Below are 25,839 nucleotides of genomic sequence, written 5' to 3'. Positions count from 1 at the left end.
GCGGGGGTGACTTCCTAGATTTTCTCCCCGTGATAGCAGTGAAGTCCCTCCTGATCGGCCTCTCGACGGCGCTGACCCTCGCCCTCGCCCCGCAGCCGACGTCCCAGTCCATCGACGCCTATCTCCGGCAGGCCATGGAGTCCACCGGGTTGCCCGGCATGTCCGTGGTCGTGACGCACAACGGCGAGGTCGTGCACGCGGCCGGCTACGGGCACGACTCCGAGGGGCGGGCCGTGACCGAGAACACCCCGATGCGCGTGGCCTCGGTCAGCAAGTCGTTCACCGCGACGGCCGTGATGACGCTCGTGGAGCGGGGCAAGATCAAGCTGGACGAGCCGGTGGCCGCGCAGCTGCCGGGGTTCAGGATGGCGGATCCGCGCGCGGCCGCGATCACCGTACGGCAGCTGCTGAACCAGACCTCCGGCCTGTCGGACACGACGGTCGACATCGCGGCCGTGGAGGAGGCCACCTCGCTCGCCGACTACACCTCCCGGCTGTCCGGCTCCGGGCTCCGCGCCGCCCCCGGCACCCGGTGGGAGTACTGCAACGTCAACTACGACCTGGCCGCCCGGCTGGTGGAGGTGGCTTCAGGGCAGCGGTTCGACGACTACCTGCGGGATCGGGTGTTCGGGCCGCTCGGCATGAAGTCCAGTGCCGTCAGCGACCAGGTCGTCAGGCCGGCCGACGGCTACAACTCGATCTTCGGCGCCTGGCTACCGCGCCCCGAGCTGCCCGGCTTCCTCAACGACAGCGGCTCGGGCGGGGTCGTCACCACGGCCGCCGACATGGGCAGGTGGCTGATCGCGCAGTCGGGCGACGGCCGCCCGCTGGTCAAGCGGGAGAGCCTGGACCTCATGCACACGCCCACCAGGATCCGCGACTACGGCATGGGCTGGGGCGTCGAGCGCGAAACCGGGCAACTCGTGCACTCGGGGAACCTGTTCACGTACAACGCCGTCGAGGCGATCTCCCCCAAGACCGGGTACGGCTTCGCCGTCATGACGAACGGGGCGGCGCTGACCGACGAGACGTACACCGTCATGGAAGGGCTGACCGCCATGAGCGAGGGCCGGGCCCCTGAGGTGCCCGGAGGCGACCGGCAGCTGTTCGAGCTGGTGCTGGGCGCGCTGGCGGCGGTCGCGGCCGGCCTCGGCGTCATGGGCGTGCTGCGCTCGCGGCGCTGGGCCGCCCGGCGCGCGGGCGGGCCGGCCTGGTGGCGGCACTGGTGGCGGCTGGTGCCCGTGCTGCTGCCCGTGGCCGTGCTGGCGGCCTATCCGGACCTGATCTCGTTCCTCATGAACGGGCGGACGGTGACCTGGGCCCAGCTCACCTACTTCGCCGCGCCCCTGTCGATCACGGTGCTGGTGGCCGCCCTGTCGGGGGCGGCGGTGGCGGCGGCCCGGATCCGGGCGCTGGCGGCGGCCCGGCGTTAATTCGGTTGCACGGGCTCGCGGCCGGCCCCTACTGTCATGGACATGCGCCTTTACCTGTGATTCGCCGCTGCTCGGCAGCGAGACCGCCCGTCAACCGTCCAGACGCGGCAGCTGAGCTTGCAGACCGGCCTCGATGAGCCGCGTCGTGAGTCTGTGTAAAGGAGCTTCCCTATGCGAGTCCGTTCATCCAGGAAAAAGAACCTTCCCGGATTGCCCGTGACGCGGCCGATGCCCAAGATGCCGCAACGGCCGATCATGCCGCCCCGGCGCATCCCGCCGAAGGGCCGCTAGACAACTACTCAGGATGGGTAGTTAGGCGGGCGCCGCCTCCACCGTACGCCAGGAGGCGGCGCCCGCGCCTTTCATGCCTTTCAGAGGCGCTCGATGATGGTGACGTTGGCCTGGCCGCCGCCCTCGCACATCGTCTGCAGCCCGTAGCGGCCGCCCGTGCGCTCGAGCTCGTGCAGGAGCTTGGTCATCAGGATCGCGCCCGTGCCGCCGAGCGGGTGGCCCAGCGCGATGGCCCCGCCGTTCGGGTTGACCTTGGCCGGGTCGGCGCCGAGCTCGTGCGTCCAGGCCAGCGGCACCGGCGCGAACGCCTCGTTGATCTCCACCACGTCGATGTCGTCGATCGACATGCCGGCCTTCTCCAGCGCCCGCCGCGTGGCGGGGATGGGCGCGGTCAGCATGTAGACGGGGTCGTCGCCCATGAGGGCGAGCTGGTGGATGCGAGCCCGCGGCGTCAGGCCGTGGTCCCTGACCGCCTGCTCGGAGGCGATCAGCAGCGCGCCGGAGCCGTCGGAGATCTGCGAGGAGGTGGCGGCGGTGATCTGGCCGCCCTCCTTCAGCGTCTTGAGCGTGGCCATCTTCTCCAGCGTCGAGTCGGGCCGCGGGCCCTCGTCGTCCTCGACGCCGTTGACGGGGGCGATCTGGTCCTTGAAGTAGCCGTTCGCGATGGCCTTGGCGGCGCGCTGGTGGGACTCCAGCGCGAACCGCTCCAGCGTCTCCCTCGTGTAGCCCCACTTCTCGCACATCAGCTCCGCGCCGCGGAACTGCGAGATCTCCTGCTTGCCGTACCGTTCGACCCACTTGTCGCCGAACGGGAAAGGCATGCCCTTCTCCAGCGCAGCCGTGATCGACGAGCCCATCGGCACGACGCTCATCGACTCCACGCCGGCGGCCACGACCAGGTCCTGGGTGCCGGACAGCACGCCCTGGGCGGCGAAGTGGATCGACTGCTGCGAGGAGCCGCACTGCCGGTCGATCGTGACGCCGGCGGTGGTCTCCGGCAGGCCCGCCGACAACCAGGCGTTCCGCGCGATGTCCATGCTCTGGGGGCCGAACTGCATGACGCACCCCATGATGACGTCCTCGACCGCCGCGGGGTCGACGCCGGTGCGGTCGATCAGCGCCTTCAGCGTGTGCGCGGCCAGGTCAGTGGGGTGGACGGTGGAAAGGCCGCCCTTCTTCTTGCCGACCGGGGTGCGGACCGCCCCGACGATGTACGCCTCTGCCACAGTGCCTCCTGGAAACCGAGCATTATTCGGTTACTAGGGGCAGACTACAACAGAATGACGTTCTACTCACGTGCGGGCGGAACCAGGTCCTCCGCCGCGTCCACCCGGAACCGCCAGCGGTCCACGACCAGCCCGTTCAGCGACTCGGCCAGCTCCAGGGCGAGCTCGCCGAGCTTGGCGGGCTCGTCACCGCGCAACTCGATCGCGGTCAGCTCGACGGCGAAGGGCAGGAGCTCCTGCACGGCCGGCGGCTGCCCCTTCTGGGGGACGAGCACGGCCCGGATGTCACCGGCCGTGAAGGCGAACTCGTCCTCCTCGTCCTGCTCCAGCAGCGGCGCCAGCTCCTCGGCGGTCGGCCGCGACGGGAGGATGACGGCGGGCCCGCCCTCCTCGTCGTCGGCGGGATCGCTCACCTCGCCCCGGCACACCGCGAGCCCCTTGAGCCGGAAGGCCAGGCCCTCGGCGAGGTAGCGGTCGAAGAAGTTCAGCGGCAGCGGCCCCTCGGCGGCCACCCTGACCGCCCACACCTTCTCCAGCTCGCCACCGGTCAGCTCGGGCTCGGCCTCCACGGGCGCGTGCACCCGCACGTCGGTGGCCACGATGTCGTCGCCGTCCTTCTTCGCGCCGGGGTCCGCGAGCTGTACGATGCGCAACAACTCGGCCGGATCCGGCTTGGCCGGAAGGGCCGCCGTCGGGCCAGTACGCAGTCTCCGCTTCGCCATCCAGCCCATAAGCCCGCCTCCGCGCCGTTCAGCTTCGATAGGAGCTCGTCATCGTCGCGTAGACGATGACGTTGTCGTCGTAGTGGCCGATAGTGCGATCGTAGGCCCCGCCGCAGGTGATCAGGTGAAGTTGGGCGTTCTCCTGGGGCCCGTAGACCCGCTGGGTCGGGAACGTCTTCTTGCTCGCCTGCTCGATGCCGCCGACCGTGAACACCGCGGTCGTCCTGTCCTGGCGCTGGACCTCGATGGTGTCGCCGTTCTTGAGCTCGGGCAACCTGCTGAACACGGCGCTGCGCGTCCGGGTGTCCTTGTGCCCGAGGATCACGGCCGGCCCCGCCTCACCCGGGGTGGACATGTTCCGGTACCACCCGGCCAGGTTGGGGTTCTCCGACGGAGGAACCTCGATCGTCCCGTCCTTCTTCAGCCCGACGGACGTGATCGGCGCGTTGATCCCGAGCCTCTTGATCACGATCCGCTTGGGCGTGGACGGCATCATGGGGGGCGCGGGGTTGATCTGCGGCAGCGGCGGCGGCACGTCGGGAGCCGCCTGGAAGAGCGCCTGCTCGGGCTGCCCGGTGGCCTTCCCGTCCGGCTGCGCCTGCAGCTTCAGGGTGTCGCGGTTGTTGCTCGCGAGCCCGTACTCCTCGGGGGACCTGAGCACGATCAGCAGCCCGGCCACGACGGTCACGACGCCGGCGATGGCCGCCACGATGAGCACGATCCTGAGCGCCGCGCTCCCCTTGTCCGCGGGCGGCGGCAGCTGCTGCCCGCCGCCGCCGTACGGATAGTGCCCCGACATGTCCGTCAGCCCCTGGTGGCGTTACGCCGCCGCATGAAGAGCCCGCCGACGGCCGCGGCCCCCACCAGCGCGGTGCCGGTCAGGATGAACATCCGCCCGTCGGGTCCCGCCTCGCCGCCGGCACCGGTGTCGGCCCCGGCCTTGGGGGTCTTCGACTTCTTGCTGGAGGGCGTGACGGTCACCGTCGCGGTGCTGGTCTTGGTGGGCTTGGGGGTGGAGCTCGTGGGGGTGGAGGACGGGGTGCTGGATGCGCTGCTCACCTGGAAGGTGTACGCCTTGAGGCCGGTCGTGGGGGCCAGGCACTTGATCGTGGGCGAGGACGCCGAGGTGCCGAAGGCCAGATCGCCGGCGGTCAGGGACACCGTGCCCGTGCTGGTGGGCTTGACCTTGATGGAGACGCTGGTGGGCAGCGTGATGTTCTGGCCGATGGTGACGGTGCCGAGCGTCGCCTCCCCGGTGGCGGTGGAGGGGGCTCCGGCGCCGCTCGCCTTGACGGTGACGAACATCTTGGGGCTGGTGGTGGGGAAGCCGGTGGGGGCCTTCAGCTGGTCGCTGCCGGACTGGATGGTGCCGGTCCAGGTGATCGTGGCGTCGGCGTTGGCGGTAGCGGTGGTGGGCGGCGTCATGACGACCTTGATGTCGACGTCGGCCGGGTAGTCGGCGTCACCGCCGCCGCTGGCGAGGTCACAGTCATAGGCGACGACGTCCTCGGTCCCGCCACCGCCACCGCCGGTCTGGACGGGGACCGAGATGCTCGTGGGCGTCGCCGACACATAGGTGCAGGTGGTTGCCTCGCCGGCCACGGTGATGGTCAGCACGGTCGTGCTGGCGGTCGTCACCGGAGCCAGGACCAGATTGCCGCCAGTGGTGGCAGTCACGTTGACCGAGCCTGTCATCTCCGGCGGCGTGTATGACCCGTTGGCCTGGACGGCGGTCGTCACCGTGCCGCTACCGCTGCCCTTCAGCGGCGTCGGCGTGCCTCCCGTCACCGTGAGGTCGCCGCCGCTGGTCGTGACGGACGCCTGGGCGGTGATCGCCCTCGTCGCCGTCATCGCGGGGAAGGTCCACTTGATCGACGCCGCTTTGGAGGGCTCCACCGAGGTGGGAGCGGTGACCGTCAGCTGCACCGACTCGGCGGCCAGATAGCCGCCTGTGCACTTGTATGTAACTTTCAGCGGGTCGACAGCGGCGGCCTGAGCCGGGGACGACAGGGCTAATGCCGAACCGACAAAGAGGACGAGTGTGCTCACGAGCCCCACGGCCGACGTCTTACGGGCGAGGCGGCGCCACGCCTGGGACATAAGCACGGGTCCATCTCCGTTCAAAGCCAGTGTTCAACAGTCGTGCCAGAATTCCAGCCATTGGTCACGGTTAGGTTGAGATCCTACGAACTGTCCCTGTCAAGTTCCCGTAAACCGCCAAAACCCTAGCCTTTCTTCTTCGACAACGTTGCGTACACGACGATGTTGTCCGTGTAACTGTGCGCCGTCTTGTTGAAGACCCCACCACACGTGATCAGCCTCAACTGGGCGTTGCTCGTGTTCCCGTACACCCGAGACGTCGGGAACGTCGACTTGCTCGCCTGCTCGATCCCGCTCACCGTGAACCGCGTGACCTTCCCGTCCGACCGGTACACGTAGATCTGGTCGCCCTTGGCCAGCTCGCGGAGGCGGTCGAAGACGGCCGGGCCCTTGCGGGTGCTCACGTGGCCGTTGATGACCGAGGGGCCGAGCTCGCCGGGCACCGGCGAACCCTTGTACCAGCCCGTCTGGTTGGGCTTGGTCAGGGGCGGGGTGCTCAGCTTGCCCTTGCTGTCCACGGTGACGGCCCCGATGGGCGCGTTCACCTTGATCTTGGGGATCTTGACGCGGACCGGCCTGGCCCGGGTGGACTTGGTCTTGGCCGAGGGGATCGGGGACACGGCCGGGACCGCCGGGAGCGGGGCCGGCGCGTCCAGGCGGGCCTGGGTCAGGGGGACGCCCTTGCCGCCGGGGCCCACGGTGGGCGGGAGGACGAACGCGCCCGCGTTCGCCACCTCCACCTGCGTCGGCTGGTCCTGCGCCGCCGCCAGCGAGCCCGAGCCCTCGTCCGGGGTGGGCCACAGCGAGAGCATGCTCACCATGACCAGGCCGACGCCGCCCAGCGAGCCGGCGATCAGCAATCCGGGCAGTGCCCGCTGCATCGGTGTCTGCTCGGTCATCAGTGCGCCCCTCCCGAGTGCGCGGCCCTGCGTCTGCGCAGCAGCAACCCGCCGCCCGCGCCGCCGATCACCAGTGCGGCCATCAGCCCGTACGGCCCGTCCTCGCGCTCCGGCGCCTCACCGGTGTCCACACCGCCCTTGGGGGTGTTGGCCACCTGCGCCCTGTAGTACTTGGTCGCGGTCGGCCCGGTGGCCTTGGGCGTGGCCGAGCTGGTGCCGGTGGCATTGGGAACCACGATCACCCGCCCGAGGCCGTTGTCGTTGCCGCTGTTGTTGTTCGGGGTGGTCTGGGTCCCGGTGGGCGTCGAGGTCGGGCTCGTCGTCGGACTTCTGGTGGGGGTGACGGTGGGGGTGACGGTGGGGGTGACGGTCGGCGTCTGCGTGCCGGAGGGGCCGGAGACGGTGACGTCGATCTCACCGGGGTCGTTCTGGAGCGTGCAGGTGGCCTGGTTGTGGGTCGGCGGCTCGGGGATGTCGCCGGTGATCACCTGGAAGGCGTCCACGTAGGCGTCCTTGGCCTCGGTGTTGACGATCTCGATGGTGTGCCTCCCGTAGTCAAGCTGCGGGGACTCCCAAAGGACCTCCTGGCTCTCGGTGCCCGTCATAGCGTTCCCGCTACGGTCCAGACCCGGCTCGACCAGGGGATCGGTGACGGTCTGCCCGTCGAGGATCACCCGGATCGGCCCGAGGCCCGGCGCCCGCCGGCCGATGTAGGCCACCTTCGTGCCGATGAACTCCAGCTTGGCCGTGGCATCCTTTTCGCTGGTCTTCTGCACGTCGTTGAGGAAGTCGGAGTATTCCGGCGCGGTGTACTCGTGAGCCCAGGAGCCCGTGTAGGTGATCTTCCTGTTGTTGTTGACCTTCACCTCGCCCTCGGCGGGCGTGAATCTGACGGTCAGCGTGGTGGGCTTGAAGCGGATGGTTCCGGTGCGCGTGAGAGACGCGCTGTCCGATAACCCCTCGGGAAGCTCCAGGTAGTTACCCGGCAGCAGCTCGCCCTGCTCCTTGCCGCCCCTGGGCCGGAGCTGGCCGATCCAGGCGCCGCTGATGTCCACGACACCCTCCAGGTCCAGGGAGGACCCCTCGGGGAAGAATCCGGGCGACCCGAACTTTTGCAGGCTCTTGTACGACATGTCCCAGCGGATGTTCATGGTGCCCGCCTCAACCTGGGGAGTCACGCGAGCCTCGAGGTCCACGCTCGCGCCGGCGATGCCACCCGTACACCTGTACTTGGCCACCAGCGAGGCCGCGGCCTGGCCCGGGATCGAGGATGTGGCGACGAACGCCGCCGACGCGACCATGCCCGCCGATGCGGCGATCAACACCTTGCGCCATCGATCCACAGGAGACTCCGATCACGCCACAAATAGACCGAGGGTAGATCTTAGAGTCGAAAACACCCGCGACACATGCCGATCGGGACAACGTCCAGCACTTGTGATGAAGCCGTGTCCACAGGTACCCGCCGCACTGGGAAAAGGGGTATACCTGCGAGTAACAGAACTCTATTCGGGAGGACCCATGCGGCGAGACCTCTTCGACGAGGAGCACCTGCTCTTCCGCGAGACCGTGCGCGAGTTCATGGCCCGAGAGGTCGTGCCGCACCACGCTCAGTGGGAGAAGGACGGCATCGTCCCGCGTGAGGTCTGGAAGAAGGCCGGGGAGCTCGGGATGTTCGGGTTCTCGGTGCCGGAGGAGTACGGCGGGGCGGGGGTCAGGGACTTCCGGTACAACGCCGTGATCGTCGAGGAGATCATCGGGAACGGGGCCAGCGGGCTCGGGTTCTCGCTGCACAACGACGTCATGGCGCCGTACTTCGTGGATCTGACGGACGACGGGCAGAAGCGGCGGTGGCTGCCCGGCTTCGCGAGCGGGGAGCTGATCACCGCGATCGCGATGAGCGAGCCGGGGGCCGGCAGCGACCTGCAGGGCATCAGGACCACGGCCATCCGCGAGGGCGACCACTACCTGGTGAACGGGCAGAAGACGTTCATCACGAACGGGATCAACGCCGACCTGGTCGTGGTCGTGGCCAAGACCGACCCCGACGCGGGCGCCAGGGGGACCACGCTGATCGTGGTCGAGCGCGGCATGGAGGGGTTCGAGCGGGGACGCAATCTCGAGAAGATCGGGATGAAGGCGCAGGACACGGCCGAGCTGTTCTTCGAGAACGTACGCGTGCCCGTCGCCAACCGCCTGGGCCCGCGCGACGGCGAGGGCTTCTTCCAGCTCATGCACAACCTCCCGCAGGAGCGCCTGTCGATCGCCGTGGCGGCGGTGGCCGCGGCGGAGGCCGTGCTGGCGGAGACCATCGAGTACTGCAAGACCCGGCAGGCCTTCGGGCGGAGCATCGGCTCGTTCCAGAACACCCGGTTCGTGCTCGCGGAGCTGGCCACCGAGACCGAGATCGCCCGCCACTACGTGGACAAGTGCATCCTGGCGCTCAACGCCGGGCAGCTCGACGCGGTGGACGCGGCCAAGGCCAAGTGGTGGACCACCGAGCTGCAGACCAAGGTCATCGACCGCTGCCTCCAGCTTCACGGCGGGTACGGCTACATGTTGGAGTACCCGGTCGCCAAGGCGTGGCTCGACAGCCGGGTCCAGACGATCTACGGCGGCACCACCGAGATCATGAAGGAGATCATCGGACGGTCCTTCGGGTTCTGACCGCGCGGGAGGGTGGTCTTTCGGATTCCGACCGCGCGGGAGGGTGGCCTTTCGGATTCCGACCGCGCGGGAAGGCGGTCGGCACCGCATACTGGACACCATGGACGGCGGCCTGATCCTCCTGGCTTTCCTGGCGTTGCTGTTCGCCTGGGGCCTCAACCGCGTGCGCCGGGCGATCCGCCTGGGGCCGGTGGCCTACGGCGGCGTGATGATCGTGTTCGTCATCGTCATGCTCCTCCTCTGGGGCCAGACCAAGATCTAGGGGCCCGACCAAGATCTAACCGGGCATGCCCTCGACGAAGCGGGTGAGCAGCCGGGCGAACTCCGCCCGGTCCTGCGCCGGCCACTCCTCCATGACCGCCGCGAACGCCGCCTGCCTGCCCCGGCGGGCCTGCTCCAGCGCCGCCTGCCCGGCCTCGGTCAGCACCAGCCACGCCTTGCGCCCGTCGGCCTGATCGGCCTCCCGCCGGACGAGGCCCGCCGTCACGGCCGCCGCCACCAGCCGGCTCGCCCGCGGCTGATCGACGCTGAGCGCCTGCGCGACCGTGGACACGGTGACGGATCCGCCGGCGCCCTCGATCACGTCGAGCACGTCGTACTCCGGCCCCACGACGCCCTGCTGCCGCGCCAGCGCCCGCCTGCTCTGCCGCCGCCTGATCGCGACCATGGCCCGCTCGACCGCGGCAACATAGTTGTCTTCATACATATTGTTGCTATCCTACATCTATGGACAAACCTATCGGCCACTGGCTGAAGCATCTCGACAACCTGCTGGAAGACGCCATGGAGCAGGCGCTCCAGACCACCACCCGCCGGGAATGGCAGGTGCTCAACCTGGCGGCCCAGGAGAGCACGTACACCATGCCGTTCACCGGGGTGGACGAGGCCGTGGAACGGCTCACCGCCAAGGGCTGGCTGGCGGACGGCGGGCTCACCGACGCGGGCAGGGCCGCGCACGAGGAGATCTCCGGGAAGGTCGGCCAGTTCCGGAAAAAGGTGCTCGAAGGCGTGAGCTCGCAGGAGTATCTGGCCACCGTCGACGTGCTCCGCCGCATGTCGGCCAACCTCGATCACTGGCGCGTGTCCCCCACCGGCTCCGGGGACGACCACGCGGCGAAGACGGTGGCCCCGTAGGGGGTGAGCCGCAGGACGGGGATCTCCCGCCTGAGCGGATTGCCGTCGCGGTCGATCGTGATGTCGCCGCTGGCGCCCTGAACGTCGATGGTGCCGCTGCGCAGCATGGCCGCCACCTCCTGCGGCCCGAGCTTGGCCAGGTCGTCCTTCGCGTACCTGTCGATGGCCTTGATCGCGACGTACACGGCGTCATGGTGCATGATCGCGTGGCCGTCGTCGAGCGACTCCGCGGGGAACAGCCGCACGTACCCTTTCTCGTCACCGTTCCCGAATCTCGCCTTGATCGCGGACAGGACGCGGCTGTCGTGGTCGGTGACGTTCGCGGAATGGGCCAGGGCGGTGTAGTACAGCCGGATCCTGCCCCCGTTGTCCTCCCAGATGGGACTTTTGACGAGATGGGCCTGCTCGCTGGTGTCGTCCCCGGCGAAGACGCTGATGTCGCGCTGGACGCAGGGGCGCGACAGGCTGAGACCGCGTAACAGCGCGGGCAGGCCGCGGGCGCGGCCGGCGTAGAAGACGGCGTTGGCGTCGGAGCCGCAGATCGTGTCCGCGATGTTCCCGATGACCGTGCTGGAGGCGTTGGCCGTCGAGTCGAACGTCAGCGCCCGGCCGCGTCTCTTGGCGTCCACGACGCGGGCGAGAGTCTTGTCGTAGGCCTCGCCCAGCGTCCGGCTGTAGCTGTCGCCGGGCTTGGTGTCCATGACGACGACCGGCTTGAGCGTGGGCACGGACCGGTCGGCGAAGCGCACGAGAGTCGCCGCCTCGTCGCTGTTCAGCGGCGCCATCCGCACCAGTGCCTGGTGACGCTGCAACTCGTCGGAGGTGATCACGGCCGCGACCATCGCGATCTTGTCCCTGCTGAGCCGGTCGATCACGCGCCTGGTGGCGTCGACGCTGTTCCCGAGCCCGGTGACGGCGAGGATGCGTTCGCCCTGCACGCGGCCCTCCAGGTCCGCGACCGTGTCCTCCCACGCGTCCGAGCTGATGTTGCCGACGAGCAGCCGGATGTACGGCGCCGCGGACTGCTCCCTGTTGCGCCACAGTTGCGCCAGATGCGACCCCTGCAGGGCATGCCGGATGGTGTCGAGGCCCATCCCCGTCTCGGTCACGTCACCCGACATCGGGAGCAGCACCAGGATGGTGACGTACTCGCCCGGATGCTTCGCGATCACGTCGGCGTTCTCCGCGTGGATGCGCCCCATGATGCCGGCCAGGCTCGGGTCGAAGGCGTCACTCGCGTCGGTCAGCCTGGACGGCGCGCGGAGGACGTAGAACAGGCCCGCCACGACGAGCACGACGACGAGGCCGACGATGACGATCAACCGCCGGCGGCGACGCGTGACGTAGACGGGGGCCGGCCCGATCCGGGGGCTAGCGACGGTGATGTTGCTCATACTGCTCGGCCTTTCCTATGAAGATCGACCGGCCGGTCGTCCTGAGGCCCGCGAGCTGCCTGAACTCGTACGCGATCTCCGCAGCCCGCCGGCCGGGGGGATCGAGGACGGGGTCGAGCCAGAACCAGCGGGCCACCACCAGCGTTCTGATCATGGAGGTCCGGTCCCGCCGTTCCGTGTCGGCCGAGCTCACCGCCAGCGAGTCGAACAGCGCCGCCGAGGGCCGGCCGAGGGGCAGGCGGTTGGGGGCCGCGGTCACCTGCTCGTAGAGCTCGACCCACTCCGACAGGCGGCTGCCGCGGCGGCCGACCACGTCGAGCTGCGCGAACCGCTCGTTCAGGAACGCCACGACGGTCTCCAGGCGCGGATCGTCCCCGTCCGTCACGCGGGCCAGCGTGTGATGGACGGCCGAAGCGTCGTCGGCCACCTCCTGCTTGCGGTAGAAGCTCTCCATCGTCTCGTGGACCTGGTCCCAGCGCTCCGGCTCCGCGGCGAGGTGGTGCAGCAGCAGCCTCCTGAGCCAGGGATGGATGACGGTGATCCTCTCCCCGTCGGAGGAGGAGTGCTCCCAGGTGACTCCGCGGTTCTCCGCGGCGCTCTGCGCGGTGAGCCACAGCCGCTCGGCCAGCTCGCGGCGGAGGTGGGAGGCGGTGCTCGCCCCGTCGGGCAGCGCGTTCTCGGCGTCGTCCACGTTCCTGGCCGCCGACCAGGCCATCAGCAGGTCGCGCCGGGGCAGGTGGTCGGGCATCAGCCGGCGCAGGGCGTCCTTTTCACACAGGATGGCGCGGAACTCGTCGTCGTCCTTGGGGTTTCCGAGCAGATCGCCCAGTTTGCCGGCGGCGTACGGGTAGCCCCCGGTCAGCTCGTGGACCGCGCGCGCGTGCACCGCGGCGGTCCTGCCGGTCCGCAGGCCGGGCATGAGCACGGGATACCACCAGCGCTGCTCCCCGCCGTCCCGCCGCCCCAGCCAGTCCTCGTACGTGGCCTCGGCGAGCGGGGGCGGCCGACGGGCTCCCGGCGTTCCCGGGCACGCCCAGCCCGTCATCCCCTTCGGCCAGGTCCGCGACGCGGCCACGACCACCAGGGGATCCGCGCTCGCACCGGCTTCCGAGCGCCTGGCCCTGGCGGCGACCAGCGCCTGCAGGAAGGCGCTGCCCGCCGGGGTGTCGGCGTCGTCCAGCAGCAGGAGGCAGTTGCGCGCGTGGCGCGGCTTCGCCCACGCCTGGGCGAGGTCCTCCAGGAACGCCTCGACGAGGATCCCCCGCGCACCCTCCGCCCGCTCCCCGCCGACCTTCTGGTCCTGTACGAGATTCAGGACGTCGCCACCGAGACGTTCCGAGAGCCACGTCCTGGCCACGCGGTGAACCCGATCGGCGGCGTCCAGATGGCGCCCGAGAAGCTCCGCGGCATAAACCAGAAATTTCAGCCAAATCCCAATTTTTGGCAGTAAGGAGGCGATATCTCGCAATTGTGCCGCGACAGCGGGATCAATGCGCGCCTTGCGCTGAAGACTCCGCTGCAGCTGATCTTCGAGTTCCTTACGCGGTAATTCCGGATCCAGGCCGAGCACCACCAGTGTGAAGACCGTGCGGGGCAGGTGCACTTTGTCGAGCGCCGCCAGATCATAGGTGATCCGCTGGATCACGTCGGCGACCGTGCTGCCGAGCTCCGCGTGCAACGGCAGGTTGACCACCGGAGAGGGCGGTTTCCGCACGCTGTCCGAGATCCGCGCGAGGGTCGCGGTCTTCCCGGTGCCCGCCAGTCCGAGCAGAAAGATGACGGGCAGCTCGTGCTGCCCGGAAGGATGAGTTCGCTGGAGACAATCTCGCAACAGCGGGTACCAGGAGTCGTCCGCCATGAATTCCGCCATATGGCAATACCGGATGAGCGATCGATACCGGGAAACCTATCCCATCCCTTTGCCGGGGGCAGAGAAATTCATGAAATGGCGCTGGATTCCAGAATGACGCGGGCGACGAGCTCGGGGTCGTCGCTCATCGGCAGGTGACCGCAGCCCTTCAGCAGCTTGACCCGCTGCCCCGACCAGCGGGCCGCGCGTACGGCCTGGCGGCGCGGCAGGAGCCGGTCGTGCTCGCCCCACGCGATCGTGATGGGCGACTTCGGCGGGGCGGGCGGCATCAGGCCGGCGAACGACTCCAGCGTCTCGTCGAAGCCCTCGGCCCAGGCCAGCGCCTGCGTGGCCGCGACCTGCGCGGTGACGGAGAGCCTGGAGGGGTGGGCGACCAGGATGCCGGTCGAGACGGCCCGCAGCAGCGGGATCTCGGCGGCCCTGGCGGCCTGCTTCGCCGGGATCGTGCGGGCCGAGGCCCGCAGGGCGCGCAGCATGGACTGGCAGTAGATCAGCTCGGACCGGGACCAGAAGCCGGCCGGCGACAGCGCGGTGGCCGTGCGTACGACGCCGCGCGAGGCCAGCTCCAGCGCGATGTAGCCGCCGAGCGAGTTGCCCGCCACGTGCGGCTCGCGCACGCCCAGCAGCGCGCAGAACGACTCGACCGCGTCGGCCAGCGACTCAGCGGTGTAGGTGATGTCCTCGGGCAGGCCGGGGGACCTGCCGAAGCCGGGCAGATCGAGCGCGATCACCGTGTGCGCGGCCGCCAGGCGGTCCAGCACCGGCAACCACCCTTGCCAGTGATGGCCGATGCCGTGGATGAGGATCAGCGGCGTGCCGGTGCCCCGTCGTTCGAAGGCCAGCTCCATATCTCCAGCTAATCACTCACCTGCCGCGAGTGGGAATCTCGAACCAGACGGCTTTGCCTTCCCTGGTAGGTCGCGACCCCCAGCGTCTGGCCAGCTGGTCGACGAGGTAGAGGCCGCGCCCGCCCTCGTCGTTCTCCCCCGCGCTGCGGATGCGCGGCAGGCGCAGGTCCTGGTCGAAGACCTCGACCCAGACCGACTCCTCGCCCCTGCGCAGCCTCAGGGTGAACTCCTTGTCGCCGACCACTTCGTCCTCGAAGCCCGGCATGTCCCAGGACTCGTCGAACGGCAGCGGCGGCCCCTCCACGACCAGCTCCCTGCGCGGCACGGTGGCGGTGGCGGCGTGGAGCACGACGTTGGTCACGACCTCGGAGACGAGCAGGCAGGCCAGCTCGGCCCGCTCCTCCGGCACGTTCCAGCTCGAGAACGCCTCCGACGCCATGCGGCGCGCCTCGCCCACCATGATCGGCTGGGCGGGGAACGTGCGCTCCTCCACGTCGAGGTCGACGTCGCTGGAGCGGACGACCAGGATCGCCATGTCGTCGTCGATGTCGCCGGGCACGGCCACCGTGGCGGCGTCGGCGATGCGCTCGACCTCGGCGCCGGACATCTTGGCGAGCTTGTCGCAGAGCACGCCGAGCGTCTCTTCCTCGGTCGGCACCCGCCCGTCGCGGCCCGGACGCCGGTCCACCAGGCCGTCGGTGTAGAGCAGCAGCGCCGCGCCCGGCGGCAGCGTGCGCGTCTCTTCCTTGTAGACCAGGTCGGCGTGCAGGCCCTTGGCGTGGACGCCGAGCGGCTGGCCGACCTCCTCGATGTCGAGCTCCACGCACTGGCCGTCGACCAGCAGCAGCGGCGGCGCGTGGCCCGCGTTGGCGAAGGAGAGCTGGCGCGACCAGGCGTCGTAGACGAGGTACTGGCAGGTCACGATGGGCGGGATGGTGACCTCGGTGCCGTTGTCGTCGTGCTCGGGCGTGGCGATGATGCGGGTCCACTCGTCGAGCCTGGCCAGGATGTCGGCCGGCGACTTGTCGTCCTGCGCGAAGGCCCGCAGCGCGGCCCTGAGCTGGCCCATGATGGCCGCCGCCTTGGCGCCCCGGCCCTCGACGTCGCCGATCACGATGCCGACCCGGCCCGCCGACAGCGGGATCACGTCGTACCAGTCGCCGCCGACCTGGGTCTGGATGCCCTGGCCGTGGGAGGCGAGCGGGGCCGCCGGGTAGTAGCGCACCGCGATCTGCAGGCCGTCGAGCTGCGGCAGCGCCCGGGGCAGCAGGTATTTCTGGAACGACTCCGCCGTGTGCCGCTCCTCCTCGAACAGCAGCGCGTTGTCGATGGCCAGCGCCACCCGGGTGGCGATGGCGCCCACGAAGTCACGGTCGAAGGCGTCGTAGTGGGGGCTGCGCCGGTCGGTGAGGTTGGACAGGCCCAGGTACATCAGCCCGAGCGTCTCGCCGCGCACCAGCAGGGGGGCGACGATGGCGGAGGTCATGCCGATCTCGCCGCACAGCCGCGCGCTGCCCTCGCTGGGGGACGGGTGGCTGCTGGTGGCGAAGCTCTCGACCAGGATCGTCTCCTGGCGGCGCAGCGCGGTGTCCGCGTAGTGGCCGGAGGGGTAGCGGATCTCCGCGCCCACCGGCTTCCACGTGCCCGACGGCGGTGTCCACCCCTGCACGTGCTGGGAGACCCGGCGGACCAGCCGGTCGCCCTCCATCAGCTCGATGAAGCAGTGGTCGGCGAACTGGGGGACCAGCATCTCGGCGACCCGCTTGAGCGTCTCCTCGACGTAGAGCGAGCCCGCCAGCCGCTCGCCGATGCGCTCCAGGAGGCCGAACCGGTCCTTCTCGCGCTCGTTGCTGCGCAGGGCCTCGCGGGCCATGATGACGATGCCCGTCACCGAGCCGGAGGCGTGGCGCAGCGGCACGGCCTGGGCGCGTACGTAGATGATGGTGCCGTCGCCGCGCCTGACGTCGAACGTGCCCTCCCAGACGCCGCCCTTGAGCACGTGCTTGGCCAGCTCGATCGCCAGCGGGTGGTCCTTCTCCATGATCCCGAGGGACAGGACGGACGCGTCGCGTGAGGTCGACTTGCCCTGACGGCCGAAGAGCTTCTCGGCGAAGGGGTTCCAATAGAGGAGATTGCTGAAACGGTCGGTGACGATCACGGCCATTTCAGCGTGGTCGAGCACGGATCCGGCACCCAGGTGATCAGCCGTTTCCTGTGACAGATCCCCCCATCGATTCATCCGGAGACCACTCCTTGGGGTGGCATGCACGCAAAGCGGACCACGGGCGCTCCTGCAACAGTCTTGGCCAGGGGAGAGTGGAGGGCCTCCCAGGAGGGATTCAACCAAGCCGCTGCGCGCGCGTCAGCGCTTGGAGACAAAAACGTGCGCGGCGACATCACGCGGAAGCTCCGCGGGAGTGTCGTTTGCGTCACCGTCACCTGTCACCCGCACACCGTCGTCGCTCGCCGCGAGCGTCACCTCGCGTCCGGGTTGTATCCCAACTTGCTTGAGTTTAAGCATCACAGCAGGATCGCTTTGCACTTGTTCGCTAATTCGACGCACGACGACCGGCGTGTCCCTCGGACCCGCCAGGTCCGACATCGATGTCAGCACGCCGGCGCCGCCCTCGGCGGGCTCCTTGGCGCCCAGCTCCGCGAGCCCCGGGATGGGGTTTCCGTGCGGGCACAGGGTCGGGTTGTCGAGCAGCGTCACCAGGCGCGCCTCGACCGACTCCGACATGACGTGCTCCCAGCGGCACGCCTCGATGTGCACCTCTTCCCACGGCAGGCCGATGACCTGGGTGAGGAGGCACTCGGCGAGCCGGTGCTTGCGCATCACCCGCGTGGCCAGCGTGCGGCCCAGATCGGTCATGGACAGGTGGCGGTCGCCCTCGACGCGAACGAGCCCGTCGCGCTCCATCCGCGCGACGGTCTGGCTGACAGTGGGGCCGCTCTGCTGCAGGCGCTCCGCGATGCGGGCGCGGAGGGGGACGATGCCCTCCTCCTCGAGCTCGTAAATCGTGCGGAGGTACATCTCCGTGGTGTCGATCAGGCCGTGTGCGGTCAAGGCAGTCCTCCCAATCAAATGTTACGCCGGTCGTGGCGGGGACCGAGCCCGTCCGCAGCGGGCACAGAAGCCACAGGAACCCTATTGGGAGAACGACCGACGATGGTTAAGGACGGAAACAAGGGAGGGGCCGAGTTCCTTCCCGACGAGCACGATCTTGTCGCCGCCTGCCTCCAGCGCTACGCACCCGACGCTCAGGTCATCTGACCTCAGACCTTTAGCGAGCCCGGTAATTGCGGAACCTGCGCACGGACAGGCCCACGATCAGCACCGTGACGGCGCAGGCGAGACCGCCGCCCACCCAGGCCCCGCTCACCCCCATCACCGTCGCCGTCGCGCCGGCCCGCAGGTCGCCCAGGCGCGGCCCGCCCGCCACGACCACCATGAACGCCCCCTGCAGCCGCCCCCGCATCTCGTCGGGCGCGTACAGCTGCAGGATGGACTGCCGCCACACCGACGAGATCACGTCCGCCACCCCGCCCACGGCCATGAACGCCACCACCAGCCAGAGCTCGTTCGCCAGCCCCGCGGCGGCCACGGCCAGGCCCCAGACGGCGATCACGATGACGAGCGCGACCCCCTGCCGCGAGACCCGCGCCACCCAGCCGGAGAACAGCGCCCCGGCCACCGAGCCGATGGCCATGGCGGAGCTCATCCAGCCGAGCGCGATCATCGAGCCGCCGAACCTGTCGGCGGTCAGCTCCGGGAAGAGCGCGCGCGGCAGGGCGAACACCATCGCGATGATGTCCACGACGAACGACATCAGCAGCACCGGGCTCCTGACGATGAAGCTGAGCCCCTCCAGCACCGCCCGGGCACCCGGACGTCGCACTTCGCCCAACGGGGGCAGTGAGGGCAGTCTGAGGGCCGCGTAGAGGCTCGCGGTGAAGAGCAGGGCGTCCATCGCGTACGCCGTCGCGAAGCCGGCGGAGGTCAGCACGACCGCGCCGATCATCGGACCCGCGACCGCGCCGATGCTGAAGACCAGCGAGTTGAGCGCGTTCGCGGCGGGCACCAGCTCCCTCTCCAGGATCCTGGGGATGATCGCGCCCCTGGTCGGGCTGGTGATCGCGAAGCCGGTGGCGTTCAGGGCGACCGCGCCGAAGATCAGGTAGACGTTCCCCAGGCCGAGCAGCGCCTGCGTGAGGATGAGGAGCGTCGCCGACCACGCGATGAGCGAGCCGACGATCAGCAGCTTGCGCCGGTCGACGGCGTCGGCGATCGCCCCTCCCCACAGGCCGAAGACGATCAGCGGGATCAGGTTGGCCATCCCCAGCAGCCCCACGTAGAACGAGGAGTGGGTGAGCTCCCAGACCTGCTGCCCGACGACCACGACGGTCGCCCCGACGCCCACGTGCGAGACCGCCTGGCCGAGCCAGAGCCGCCGGTACTCGGGCACCCCGAGCGGCCGGGTGTCTACCAGATGACGCTTGACCAGCTCCGCGATCGCCACTCCATGAACACTAAGGGGCCAGTCTTTCCAGGGCCCAACCGGGTCTTGTGCGCCGATAGCGGAGCCTGTCGTGCATCCGGTCGAGTTGTCCCTGCCAGAACTCCATCTCGATCGGATAGACCCGGAAACCTCCCCAGAAGTCGGGCACCGGGGGATTCTCCGGCCAGCGCTCCGCCAGCTCGGTGTAGCGGTCGTCCAGCTCCTGTCTGGACCGCACGACGGCCGACTGCCGCGACGCCCAGGCGCCGATGCGCGAGCCGTACGGGCGGGAGTTGTAGTACTCGGCCGACTCCTCGTGGGACATCCGGGTCACGGTGCCCTCGATGCGTACCTGGCGGCGGATCGGGTGCCAGGGGAACAGCAGGGACGCGCGGGGGTTCTCGCCCAGGTCGCGGCCCTTGCGGGACTCGTAGTTGGTGTAGAAGACGAATCCGCGTTCGTCGTAGCCCTTCAGCAGGACCGTCCTGGCGCTCGGACGGCCGCCGGCCGAGGCGGTGGCCAGGACCATGGCGTTGGGTTCGGGCAGGCCGGACTCGAGCGCGTCCTGGAACCAGAAGGTGAATTGCTCTATGGGGTCCGACGCGAGGTCGGATTCGAGCAGCGGCTCGCCCTCGTACGTTCGGCGTAGCCCCGCCAGCACGGGCGGGCGCGGGGTGGCATCCACGAGACGGTATTCTTGCGCGCTTGTGTGGTAGATCCCATGCACCCCCCCTCACCAGCGGGTTTGGCCTTACGGCGGGTCCCGAGACCGAGCACGAGCTGGGAAGGGGTTAAATTGACCCGCCGGTATCTCGACATCAACATAGCGGAGGAGCTCGGGGGGAGAGAGTGAGTGCAAACGATGCCAACGACCTCCGAAGCGGCCGCGACCATTGACACAGCATTGCCCAAACATGGCAAGGGAAAGGGAGGCGGCCGCACATGTCCGACTTCAAACCCGGGCTCGAAGGCGTCGTAGCTTTCGAGACTGAGATCGCGGAACCGGACAAAGAAGGGGGCGCCCTTCGATACCGGGGCGTCGACATCGAGGAACTGGTCGGCCGGGTCCCGTTCGGGGCTGTCTGGGGCCTGCTGGTCGACAACAAGTTCCAGCCGGGCCTGCCCCCGGCGGAGCCGTACCCCATCCCTGTCCACTCCGGTGACATCCGCGTAGACGTGCAGAGCGCGCTGGCCATGCTGGCTCCGGCCTACGGCTTCAAGCCCCTGCTCGACATCACCGACGAGGAGGCCCGCGACCAGCTCGCCCGCGCCTCCGTCATGGCCCTCTCGTTCGTCGCGCAGTCCGCGCGCGGCCTCGGCCTGCCGATGGTGCCGCAGAGCCGGGTCGACGAGGCCGAGACCATCGTCGAACGCTTCATGATCCGCTGGCGCGGTGAGCCTGATCCCAAGCACGTCAAGGCCATCGACGCTTACTGGACCTCCGCGGCCGAGCACGGCATGAACGCCTCCACGTTCACCGCCCGCGTCATCGCCTCCACCGGCGCCGACGTGGCCGCCGCGCTCTCCGGTGCCGTCGGCGCCATGTCGGGCCCGCTGCACGGTGGCGCCCCGGCCCGCGTCCTGCACATGATCGAGGGCGTCGAGCAGCTCGGCGACGCCAAGAAGTACGTCCAGAGCGAGCTCGACAAGGGCAACAGGCTCATGGGCTTCGGGCACCGCGTCTACCGCGCCGAGGACCCGCGCGCCCGTGTGCTCCGCCGTACCGCCAAGGAGCTCGACGCCCCCCGCTACGAGGTCGCCGCGGCGCTGGAGCAGGCCGCGCTGGACGAGCTGCACGCGCGCAAGCCCGACCGCGTGCTGGCCACCAACGTGGAGTACTGGGCGGCCGTGGTGCTGGACTTCGCCGAGGTGCCGTCCCACATGTTCACCTCGATGTTCACCTGCGCCCGCACGGCCGGCTGGGCCGCGCACATCCTGGAGCAGAAGCTCACGGGCCGCCTCGTGCGCCCGAGCGCGAACTACATCGGCCCCGCCTCGCGTCCCCTGAGCGACGTCCCCGGCGCCGCCGAGGTCGCCGGGAAGTGACGTACTGACGGATCGGAATCGGGCCCCGGCGTGTCGACCGGGGCCCTTTTCGTTGGCATTTGCGATCTTTTGGCTGTGGGGTTCTTCTCAGATTCCCGCCCCGGTCCCAAATCAGCCGCGCGGGATCAGTACCCTGGTCAGGTGGCTGACATCGTAATTCCCGCTGACATCAAGCCCGCCGACGGCCGCTTCGGCTGCGGGCCCTCGAAGGTACGCACCGAGCAACTGGCCGCGCTCGCCGCCTCCGGCGCGAGCCTCATGGGCACCTCCCATCGCCAGAAGCCGGTCAAGAACCTGGTCGGCCGCGTACGCTCCGGGCTCGCCGACCTGTTCTCGCTGCCCGAGGGCTACCAGGTCGTGCTGGGCAACGGCGGCACCACCGCGTTCTGGGACATCGCCGCCTTCGGGTTGATCCGCGACAAGTCGCAGCACCTGTCGTTCGGCGAGTTCTCCTCGAAGTTCGCGACGGTCACCAAGAAGGCCCCGTGGCTGGCCGACCCTAGCGTCATCAAGTCCGAGGTCGGCACCTACCCCACGGCCGTGACCGAGGAGGGGGTGGACGCGTACGCGCTCACCCACAACGAGACCTCGACCGGCGTGGCCATGCCCATCGGGCGCGTGGGCTCCGACGACTCGCTGGTGCTCGTCGACGCCACCTCCGGCGCCGGCGGCCTGCCCGTCGACATCGCCGAGACCGACGTCTACTACTTCGCCCCGCAGAAGAGCTTCGCCTCCGACGGCGGCCTGTGGATCGCGATCATGTCGCCGCGGGCGCTGGCCAGGGTCGAGGAGATCGCCGCGACCGGCCGTTTCGTGCCGGAGTTCTTCAGCCTGCCGGTCGCGATCGACAACTCCGCGAAGGACCAGACCTACAACACGCCGGCCGTGGCCACGCTGTTCCTGCTGGCCGACCAGCTCGACTGGATGAACTCCAACGGCGGCCTGGCCTGGACCACCGCCCGCACGGGCGAGTCCAGCCAGCGCCTCTACACGTGGGCGGAGAAGTCGGCCTACGCCACGCCGTTCGCCGCTCCGGAGTTCCGCTCCCAGGTCGTCGGCACGATCGACTTCGCCGAGTCCGTCGACGCCGCCGCCGTGGCCAAGGTGCTGCGGGCCAACGGCATCGTCGACACCGAGCCGTACCGCAAGCTGGGCCGCAACCAGCTGCGCGTCGCGATGTTCCCGGCCATCGACCCGGCCGACATCGAGGCGCTGACGGTCTGCGTCGACTACGTGGTCGAGCGTCTCTGACGGCGTAACAGCTCCGCCATGAGGGCGAGCGCGTCCTCCTCCTCGACGCTCTGCGCGAACCTGGCCAGCACCGGCAACCTGTCGCCGCCGGCCGAGAGCGCTTCGAGCATGAGGTCGGTGACGTGCTCGTCCCTCGACTTGACCGTGGCATAGCGGAAGGCGTTGCGGTACGGCGTGCGTACGAGCAGCCCCTTCTTCACCAGCCGCTCGGCCACGGTCTGCACCGTCGTGTACGCCAGCTCGCGCTCCTCGTTGAGCCTGGCCAGCAGTTCCCTGACGCGCATAGGTTTACCGGCATCCCACAGCACGTCCATGATCGCGCGTTCCAGGGACCCCAGGTTCGCCAACTGACCAACCCTCCGGCTCGATTAGTAGGAAACATTGTTGCCCGAAAAGCTCACCTCCGGCCAGGGAATCTCGCGGCCGAAGAGCCTCGGTTATCTGATGTTCGCCAGCCGCTGGCTCCAGGTCCCGCTCTATCTGGGCCTGATCGTGGCGCAGGCGGTGTACGTCTACCAGTTCGCGCTGGAGCTCTGGCACCTGATCGAGACGGTGTTCCTGCACACCGCGCCGGCCACGTCGGCGACGCCGTCGGCCGACGTCGTGGTCATGCTCACGGTCCTGGCGCTCATCGACGTGGTGATGATCTCCAACCTGCTCATCATGGTGATCATCGGCGGTTACGAGACGTTCGTCTCCCGCATCAACCTCAACGACCATCCCGACGAGCCCGAGTGGCTCTCCCACGTCAACGCGAACGTGCTGAAGGTCAAGCTGGCCACGGCCATCATCGGCATCTCGTCGGTGCACCTGCTGCAGACGTTCATCAGGGCTCAGTCGACGCCCAACGACAAGATCATGTGGCAGACGATCATGCACCTGGCCTTCGTGGCCTCGGCCATCGGCCTCGCCTACATCGACCGCCTGCTGTCCTCCTCCCCCGCGGAGCACACGCGCTCACATCTGTGACCCTCAGTACGCCGGGAGCTGGCGCTTGCGGCGCAGCACCCAGCCGGCCACCACGCCGCCGATGAGCCCGAACAGGTGGCCCTGCCAGGAGATGCCCTGCTGGTTGGGCAGCAGGCCCGCCAGGATCCCCCAGTACGCGAACCCCACGCCGACGGCGATGGCGATGTCGAGCAGCCTGCGGTCGAACAGGCCGCGGGCCAGGATGTAGCCGAAGTAGCCGAAGATCAGGCCGCTGGCGCCGACCGTGTAGACGTTGGGGCTGGTCAGCCAGGTGCCGAAGCCGCCGATGAGGATGATCAGCACGCTGGCCCATAGGAACTTGCGCAGGTCGCGCAGGCCGGCCAGGAAGCCGAGGACCAGCAGGGGCAGCGAGTTGGCCATGAGGTGGCCGAAGCCGCCGTGCAGGAACGGCGCGAACAGGATGCCGATCAGGCCGTCGGGCTCCCAGCCGATGATGCCGAACTCGCGGTCGAGCGCGCCGTTGAGCACGTAGTCGACGCCCTCGACGACCCACATGACGGCCAGCATGGCGACCACGATGATGAGCGCGCTCAGCGCACCGGACAGGAGCGCCCCGGCGCCACGCTTGGCCGACTCGAACCTGTAACCCGAATAGTCGCTCATGCGCTCTCCCGGTACGTTGCCTTCTCTTTCTTTACCGTAGCCAGGAACACTTATGCACGCGCTAAATCCGATCCCTGGTGGGCGAGGGGAAGCGGCGGGCAACCCGAGAGGCGCCGGAGAGCCCACAGACGCGCACAGCGGCCGCACGGGGGCCGCACGGGGGCCGCAATGGACGCGGACCGCAGTGGCCGCGCGACAGAGCGCCACAGACGCACGTGGCGACCGCGCGGCAGGTGTGCGGGAGAGCGGCGGTGGGCCGCTCTCCCGGCCGCGAGGGGTCTACCGCCCGCCCGTCACTCGCCCTTCCACCGCGGGGCGCGCTTCTCGGCGAAGGCGGCCGCGCCCTCCATGGCGTCCTTGGAGCCGAACACCGGCCCGACGATCGCCCCCTGCTTGGCGAACATCTCCTCCAGCGACCAGTCCTGCGACTCGATGATCACCTTCTTGGTCGCGGCGAGCGCCAGCGGCGCGTTGGCGGCGATCTTGCGGGCCAGCTCCAGCGCCCCCTCCAACGCCTCCCCCGGCGGGGTGATCCGGTTGACCAGCCCGAGCTCGTACAGCCGCGCCGCCGGATAGTGGTCGCCGGTCAGGGCGATCTCCATGGCCACGTGGTACGGGATCCGGCGCGGCAGCCGCATGACGCCGCCCGCGCCCGCCACCAGCCCGCGCTTGGGCTCCGGGAGCCCGAACTTGGCCTCCGACGACGCCACGATGACGTCGCACGACAGCGCCAGCTCGAACCCGCCCGCCAGCGCGTACCCCTCCACGGCGGCCACCAGCGGCTTCTTCGGCGGCGACTCGGCGAGCCCGCCGAAGCCGCGCCCCTCGACCACCGGGAAGTCGCCGGACAGGAACCCCTTGAGGTCCATGCCCGCGGAGAAGGTGCCGCCAGCACCGGTCAGGACATAGGCGGAAATGTCGGGGCGGGCGTCGAGCGTGTCCAGCGCCTCGGCGATCCCCCGCGCCACCGCCCCGTTCACGGCATTACGCGCCTTGGGGCGATTTATCGTGATTACGGCGACGTTCTCGGATTCCTCGACGAGCACTTCGTCAGACAACGAGACCTCACTTGGGCTGGAAGCGGATGCCGCCGTCGAAGCGGATGACCTCGGCGTTCATGTAGTCGTTCTGGATCAGCGAGTGCACCAGGTGCGCGAACTCGTCGGCCCGCCCCATGCGCTTGGGGAACACCACCGGCGCCACCAGCTTGGCCTTGAACTCCTCCGAGTTGGGCGTGAACCCGTAGATGGGCGTGTCGATGATGCCCGGGCAGATCGTGTTGACCCGTACGCCGATCGCGGCCAGGTCGCGCGCCGCGGGCACCGTCATGCCCACGATGCCGCCCTTGGAGGCCGAGTACGCCAGCTGCCCCGTCTGGCCCTCCAGCGCCGCCACGGAGGCCGTGTTGATCACCACGCCCCGCTGGCCGTCGGCGTCGGCCGGCTCCGTCTTGGCGATCGCCGCGGCGCCGACGCGCATGAGGTTGAACGTGCCGATCAGGTTGACCTCGATGACCTTGCGGTACGAGGCCGGGTTGTGCGGACTGCCGTCCCGGTTGACCGTGCGCTCGGCCCAGCCGATGCCGGCGCTGTTGACCACCACGCGCAGCGGCTTGCCGGTCGCCACGGCGGCGTCCACGGCCGCCTGCACCTGCTCGTCGTCCGACACGTCGGTCCTGACGAACACCCCGCCGATCTCGTCGGCGACCGTCTTGCCGCGCTCCTCGTTGAGGTCGGCGACGACGACCGTGGCGCCCGCGCGGGCCAGCTCGCGGGCCGTGGCCTCGCCGAGGCCGCTGGCGCCGCCGGAGATGATTGCTGCAGATCCGTTCACGTCCATATCCCGGACCCTAACCCGCCGACCGAA

The 25,839-nt window shown here is 69.3% G+C and carries 25 protein-coding genes; 7 read left to right on the top strand and 18 right to left on the bottom strand.

From position 1 onward, the window contains the following. Window positions 1-29: 29 nt before the first annotated feature. A complete protein-coding gene (locus ABZS69_RS54330) occupies window positions 30-1,433 on the top strand; it encodes a serine hydrolase domain-containing protein (protein ID WP_355389033.1) in 1,404 nt (467 codons plus the stop codon). Window positions 1,434-1,804: 371 nt separating this feature from the next. On the opposite strand, the gene ABZS69_RS54325 is transcribed toward ABZS69_RS54330, so the two are convergent. The 6 genes from ABZS69_RS54325 to ABZS69_RS54300 all read right to left on the bottom strand — a co-directional run bounded on the left by ABZS69_RS54325 (window position 1,805) and on the right by ABZS69_RS54300 (window position 8,014). Then, on the bottom strand, window positions 1,805-2,950 hold the full coding sequence (locus ABZS69_RS54325) for an acetyl-CoA C-acetyltransferase (protein WP_355389031.1): 1,146 nt from the start codon (window positions 2,948-2,950) through the stop codon (window positions 1,805-1,807). A gap of 62 nt (window positions 2,951-3,012) precedes the next feature. Continuing rightward, entirely contained in the window at window positions 3,013-3,672 is a 660-nt protein-coding gene (locus ABZS69_RS54320; RefSeq protein WP_355389030.1) for a hypothetical protein, read from the bottom strand. 28 nt (window positions 3,673-3,700) lie between these two features. After that, a complete protein-coding gene (locus tag ABZS69_RS54315) occupies window positions 3,701-4,471 on the bottom strand; it encodes a class F sortase (RefSeq protein ID WP_355389028.1) in 771 nt (256 codons plus the stop codon). A gap of 5 nt (window positions 4,472-4,476) precedes the next feature. Continuing rightward, a complete protein-coding gene (locus tag ABZS69_RS54310) occupies window positions 4,477-5,721 on the bottom strand; it encodes a hypothetical protein (RefSeq protein ID WP_355389026.1) in 1,245 nt (414 codons plus the stop codon). A 176-nt stretch (window positions 5,722-5,897) separates the two neighbouring features. Continuing rightward, a complete protein-coding gene (locus tag ABZS69_RS54305) occupies window positions 5,898-6,671 on the bottom strand; it encodes a class F sortase (RefSeq protein WP_355389024.1) in 774 nt (257 codons plus the stop codon). Continuing rightward, window positions 6,671-8,014, bottom strand: a complete 1,344-nt coding sequence (locus tag ABZS69_RS54300; protein ID WP_355389022.1) for a hypothetical protein — start codon at window positions 8,012-8,014, stop codon at window positions 6,671-6,673. Before ABZS69_RS54300 ends, ABZS69_RS54305 begins: the two co-directional genes overlap by 1 nt. Window positions 8,015-8,192: 178 nt before the next feature. Between ABZS69_RS54300 and ABZS69_RS54295 the strand changes: the two genes are divergently transcribed. Continuing rightward, window positions 8,193-9,338: an acyl-CoA dehydrogenase family protein gene (locus ABZS69_RS54295; RefSeq protein ID WP_355389020.1), complete on the top strand. Its 1,146-nt coding sequence runs from the start codon at window positions 8,193-8,195 to the stop codon at window positions 9,336-9,338. Between the two features lie 100 nt (window positions 9,339-9,438). Next, a complete protein-coding gene (locus ABZS69_RS54290; RefSeq protein WP_355389018.1) occupies window positions 9,439-9,600 on the top strand; it encodes a hypothetical protein in 162 nt (53 codons plus the stop codon). Between the two features lie 15 nt (window positions 9,601-9,615). Here ABZS69_RS54290 and ABZS69_RS54285 read toward each other — a convergent pair whose 3' ends face one another. Continuing rightward, window positions 9,616-10,044: a MarR family winged helix-turn-helix transcriptional regulator gene (locus ABZS69_RS54285; RefSeq protein ID WP_355389016.1), complete on the bottom strand. Its 429-nt coding sequence runs from the start codon at window positions 10,042-10,044 to the stop codon at window positions 9,616-9,618. Window positions 10,045-10,064: 20 nt separating this feature from the next. On the opposite strand from ABZS69_RS54285, the gene ABZS69_RS54280 reads away from it, so the two are divergent. Then, window positions 10,065-10,472 carry a MarR family transcriptional regulator gene (locus tag ABZS69_RS54280; RefSeq protein ID WP_355389014.1) on the top strand — a complete coding sequence of 136 codons (408 nt, stop codon included), beginning with the start codon at window positions 10,065-10,067 and terminating at the stop codon, window positions 10,470-10,472. Here ABZS69_RS54280 and ABZS69_RS54275 read toward each other — a convergent pair. The 7 genes from ABZS69_RS54275 to pdxH all read right to left on the bottom strand — a co-directional run bounded on the left by ABZS69_RS54275 (window position 10,409) and on the right by pdxH (window position 19,768). Then, the gene (locus ABZS69_RS54275) at window positions 10,409-11,866 is read right to left on the bottom strand and encodes a hypothetical protein (protein WP_355389012.1); all 1,458 of its coding nucleotides are present in this window, start codon (window positions 11,864-11,866) and stop codon (window positions 10,409-10,411) included. The genes ABZS69_RS54280 and ABZS69_RS54275 overlap by 64 nt on opposite strands. Then, on the bottom strand, window positions 11,844-13,724 hold the full coding sequence (locus ABZS69_RS54270) for a hypothetical protein (protein WP_355389010.1): 1,881 nt from the start codon (window positions 13,722-13,724) through the stop codon (window positions 11,844-11,846). The genes ABZS69_RS54275 and ABZS69_RS54270 overlap by 23 nt, the downstream gene beginning before the upstream one ends. An 80-nt stretch (window positions 13,725-13,804) precedes the next feature. Continuing rightward, entirely contained in the window at window positions 13,805-14,584 is a 780-nt protein-coding gene (locus ABZS69_RS54265; RefSeq protein WP_355389008.1) for an alpha/beta fold hydrolase, read from the bottom strand. 16 nt (window positions 14,585-14,600) lie between these two features. After that, window positions 14,601-16,823, bottom strand: coding sequence for a SpoIIE family protein phosphatase (locus ABZS69_RS54260; RefSeq protein WP_355389006.1), 2,223 nt, complete (start codon window positions 16,821-16,823; stop codon window positions 14,601-14,603). A gap of 123 nt (window positions 16,824-16,946) precedes the next feature. Next, window positions 16,947-17,651 carry a metal-dependent transcriptional regulator gene (locus ABZS69_RS54255; protein WP_355389004.1) on the bottom strand — a complete coding sequence of 235 codons (705 nt, stop codon included), beginning with the start codon at window positions 17,649-17,651 and terminating at the stop codon, window positions 16,947-16,949. 217 nt (window positions 17,652-17,868) lie between these two features. Next, window positions 17,869-19,104 (bottom strand): MFS transporter, encoded by a 1,236-nt coding sequence (locus ABZS69_RS54250; RefSeq protein WP_355389002.1) that lies wholly within the window; start codon window positions 19,102-19,104, stop codon window positions 17,869-17,871. Window positions 19,105-19,114: 10 nt separating this feature from the next. Then, window positions 19,115-19,768, bottom strand: coding sequence for a pyridoxamine 5'-phosphate oxidase (pdxH, locus tag ABZS69_RS54245; protein ID WP_355389000.1), 654 nt, complete (start codon window positions 19,766-19,768; stop codon window positions 19,115-19,117). A gap of 257 nt (window positions 19,769-20,025) precedes the next feature. Here pdxH and ABZS69_RS54240 point away from each other — a divergent pair, with 257 nt between their 5' ends. After that, on the top strand, window positions 20,026-21,129 hold the full coding sequence (locus tag ABZS69_RS54240; protein ID WP_355388998.1) for a citrate synthase 2: 1,104 nt from the start codon (window positions 20,026-20,028) through the stop codon (window positions 21,127-21,129). A gap of 141 nt (window positions 21,130-21,270) precedes the next feature. Continuing rightward, window positions 21,271-22,380 (top strand): phosphoserine transaminase, encoded by a 1,110-nt coding sequence (serC, locus tag ABZS69_RS54235; protein ID WP_355388996.1) that lies wholly within the window; start codon window positions 21,271-21,273, stop codon window positions 22,378-22,380. Here serC and ABZS69_RS54230 read toward each other — a convergent pair. Beyond that, a complete protein-coding gene (locus ABZS69_RS54230; RefSeq protein WP_355388994.1) occupies window positions 22,359-22,727 on the bottom strand; it encodes a BlaI/MecI/CopY family transcriptional regulator in 369 nt (122 codons plus the stop codon). The two genes, serC and ABZS69_RS54230, sit on opposite strands and share 22 nt — an antisense overlap. 37 nt (window positions 22,728-22,764) lie before the next feature. Here ABZS69_RS54230 and ABZS69_RS54225 point away from each other — a divergent pair, with 37 nt between their 5' ends. Further along, window positions 22,765-23,349, top strand: coding sequence for a TIGR00645 family protein (locus tag ABZS69_RS54225; protein ID WP_355388992.1), 585 nt, complete (start codon window positions 22,765-22,767; stop codon window positions 23,347-23,349). Window positions 23,350-23,352: 3 nt separating this feature from the next. Here the strand turns inward: ABZS69_RS54225 and ABZS69_RS54220 are convergent, their stop codons facing one another. The 3 genes from ABZS69_RS54220 to ABZS69_RS54210 all read right to left on the bottom strand — a co-directional run bounded on the left by ABZS69_RS54220 (window position 23,353) and on the right by ABZS69_RS54210 (window position 25,812). Continuing rightward, complete coding sequence (locus tag ABZS69_RS54220; RefSeq protein ID WP_355388990.1) at window positions 23,353-23,973, bottom strand: rhomboid family intramembrane serine protease; 621 nt, start codon at window positions 23,971-23,973, stop codon at window positions 23,353-23,355. Between the two features lie 293 nt (window positions 23,974-24,266). Then, window positions 24,267-25,031, bottom strand: coding sequence for a crotonase/enoyl-CoA hydratase family protein (locus ABZS69_RS54215; protein ID WP_355388988.1), 765 nt, complete (start codon window positions 25,029-25,031; stop codon window positions 24,267-24,269). 7 nt (window positions 25,032-25,038) lie between these two features. Next, on the bottom strand, window positions 25,039-25,812 hold the full coding sequence (locus ABZS69_RS54210; RefSeq protein WP_355388986.1) for an SDR family NAD(P)-dependent oxidoreductase: 774 nt from the start codon (window positions 25,810-25,812) through the stop codon (window positions 25,039-25,041). Between the last annotated feature and the right edge of the window lie 27 nt (window positions 25,813-25,839).

The sequence above is a fragment of the Nonomuraea sp. NPDC005650 genome (assembly GCF_040605375.1).
GTDB lineage: Bacteria > Actinomycetota > Actinomycetes > Streptosporangiales > Streptosporangiaceae > Nonomuraea.
Note: the sequence above shows the minus strand (reverse complement) of the source record. Positions and strands in the feature narration are given on the sequence as shown.

What these genes read in the sequence shown, in the direction of transcription:
- ABZS69_RS54280 (WP_355389014.1), top strand. Translation starts at nt 10,065, where the DNA reads ATGGACAAACCTATCGGCCACTGGCTGAAGCATCTCGACAACCTGCTG.
- ABZS69_RS54315 (WP_355389028.1), bottom strand. Translation starts at nt 4,471, where the DNA reads ATGTCGGGGCACTATCCGTACGGCGGCGGCGGGCAGCAGCTGCCGCCG.
- ABZS69_RS54260 (WP_355389006.1), bottom strand. Translation starts at nt 16,823, where the DNA reads ATGAATCGATGGGGGGATCTGTCACAGGAAACGGCTGATCACCTGGGT.
- ABZS69_RS54290 (WP_355389018.1), top strand. Translation starts at nt 9,439, where the DNA reads ATGGACGGCGGCCTGATCCTCCTGGCTTTCCTGGCGTTGCTGTTCGCC.
- ABZS69_RS54240 (WP_355388998.1), top strand. Translation starts at nt 20,026, where the DNA reads ATGTCCGACTTCAAACCCGGGCTCGAAGGCGTCGTAGCTTTCGAGACT.
- ABZS69_RS54220 (WP_355388990.1), bottom strand. Translation starts at nt 23,973, where the DNA reads ATGAGCGACTATTCGGGTTACAGGTTCGAGTCGGCCAAGCGTGGCGCC.
- ABZS69_RS54305 (WP_355389024.1), bottom strand. Translation starts at nt 6,671, where the DNA reads ATGACCGAGCAGACACCGATGCAGCGGGCACTGCCCGGATTGCTGATC.
- ABZS69_RS54265 (WP_355389008.1), bottom strand. Translation starts at nt 14,584, where the DNA reads ATGGAGCTGGCCTTCGAACGACGGGGCACCGGCACGCCGCTGATCCTC.
- ABZS69_RS54295 (WP_355389020.1), top strand. Translation starts at nt 8,193, where the DNA reads ATGCGGCGAGACCTCTTCGACGAGGAGCACCTGCTCTTCCGCGAGACC.
- ABZS69_RS54275 (WP_355389012.1), bottom strand. Translation starts at nt 11,866, where the DNA reads ATGAGCAACATCACCGTCGCTAGCCCCCGGATCGGGCCGGCCCCCGTC.
- ABZS69_RS54210 (WP_355388986.1), bottom strand. Translation starts at nt 25,812, where the DNA reads ATGGACGTGAACGGATCTGCAGCAATCATCTCCGGCGGCGCCAGCGGC.
- ABZS69_RS54285 (WP_355389016.1), bottom strand. Translation starts at nt 10,044, where the DNA reads ATGTATGAAGACAACTATGTTGCCGCGGTCGAGCGGGCCATGGTCGCG.
- ABZS69_RS54320 (WP_355389030.1), bottom strand. Translation starts at nt 3,672, where the DNA reads ATGGCGAAGCGGAGACTGCGTACTGGCCCGACGGCGGCCCTTCCGGCC.
- ABZS69_RS54270 (WP_355389010.1), bottom strand. Translation starts at nt 13,724, where the DNA reads ATGGCGGACGACTCCTGGTACCCGCTGTTGCGAGATTGTCTCCAGCGA.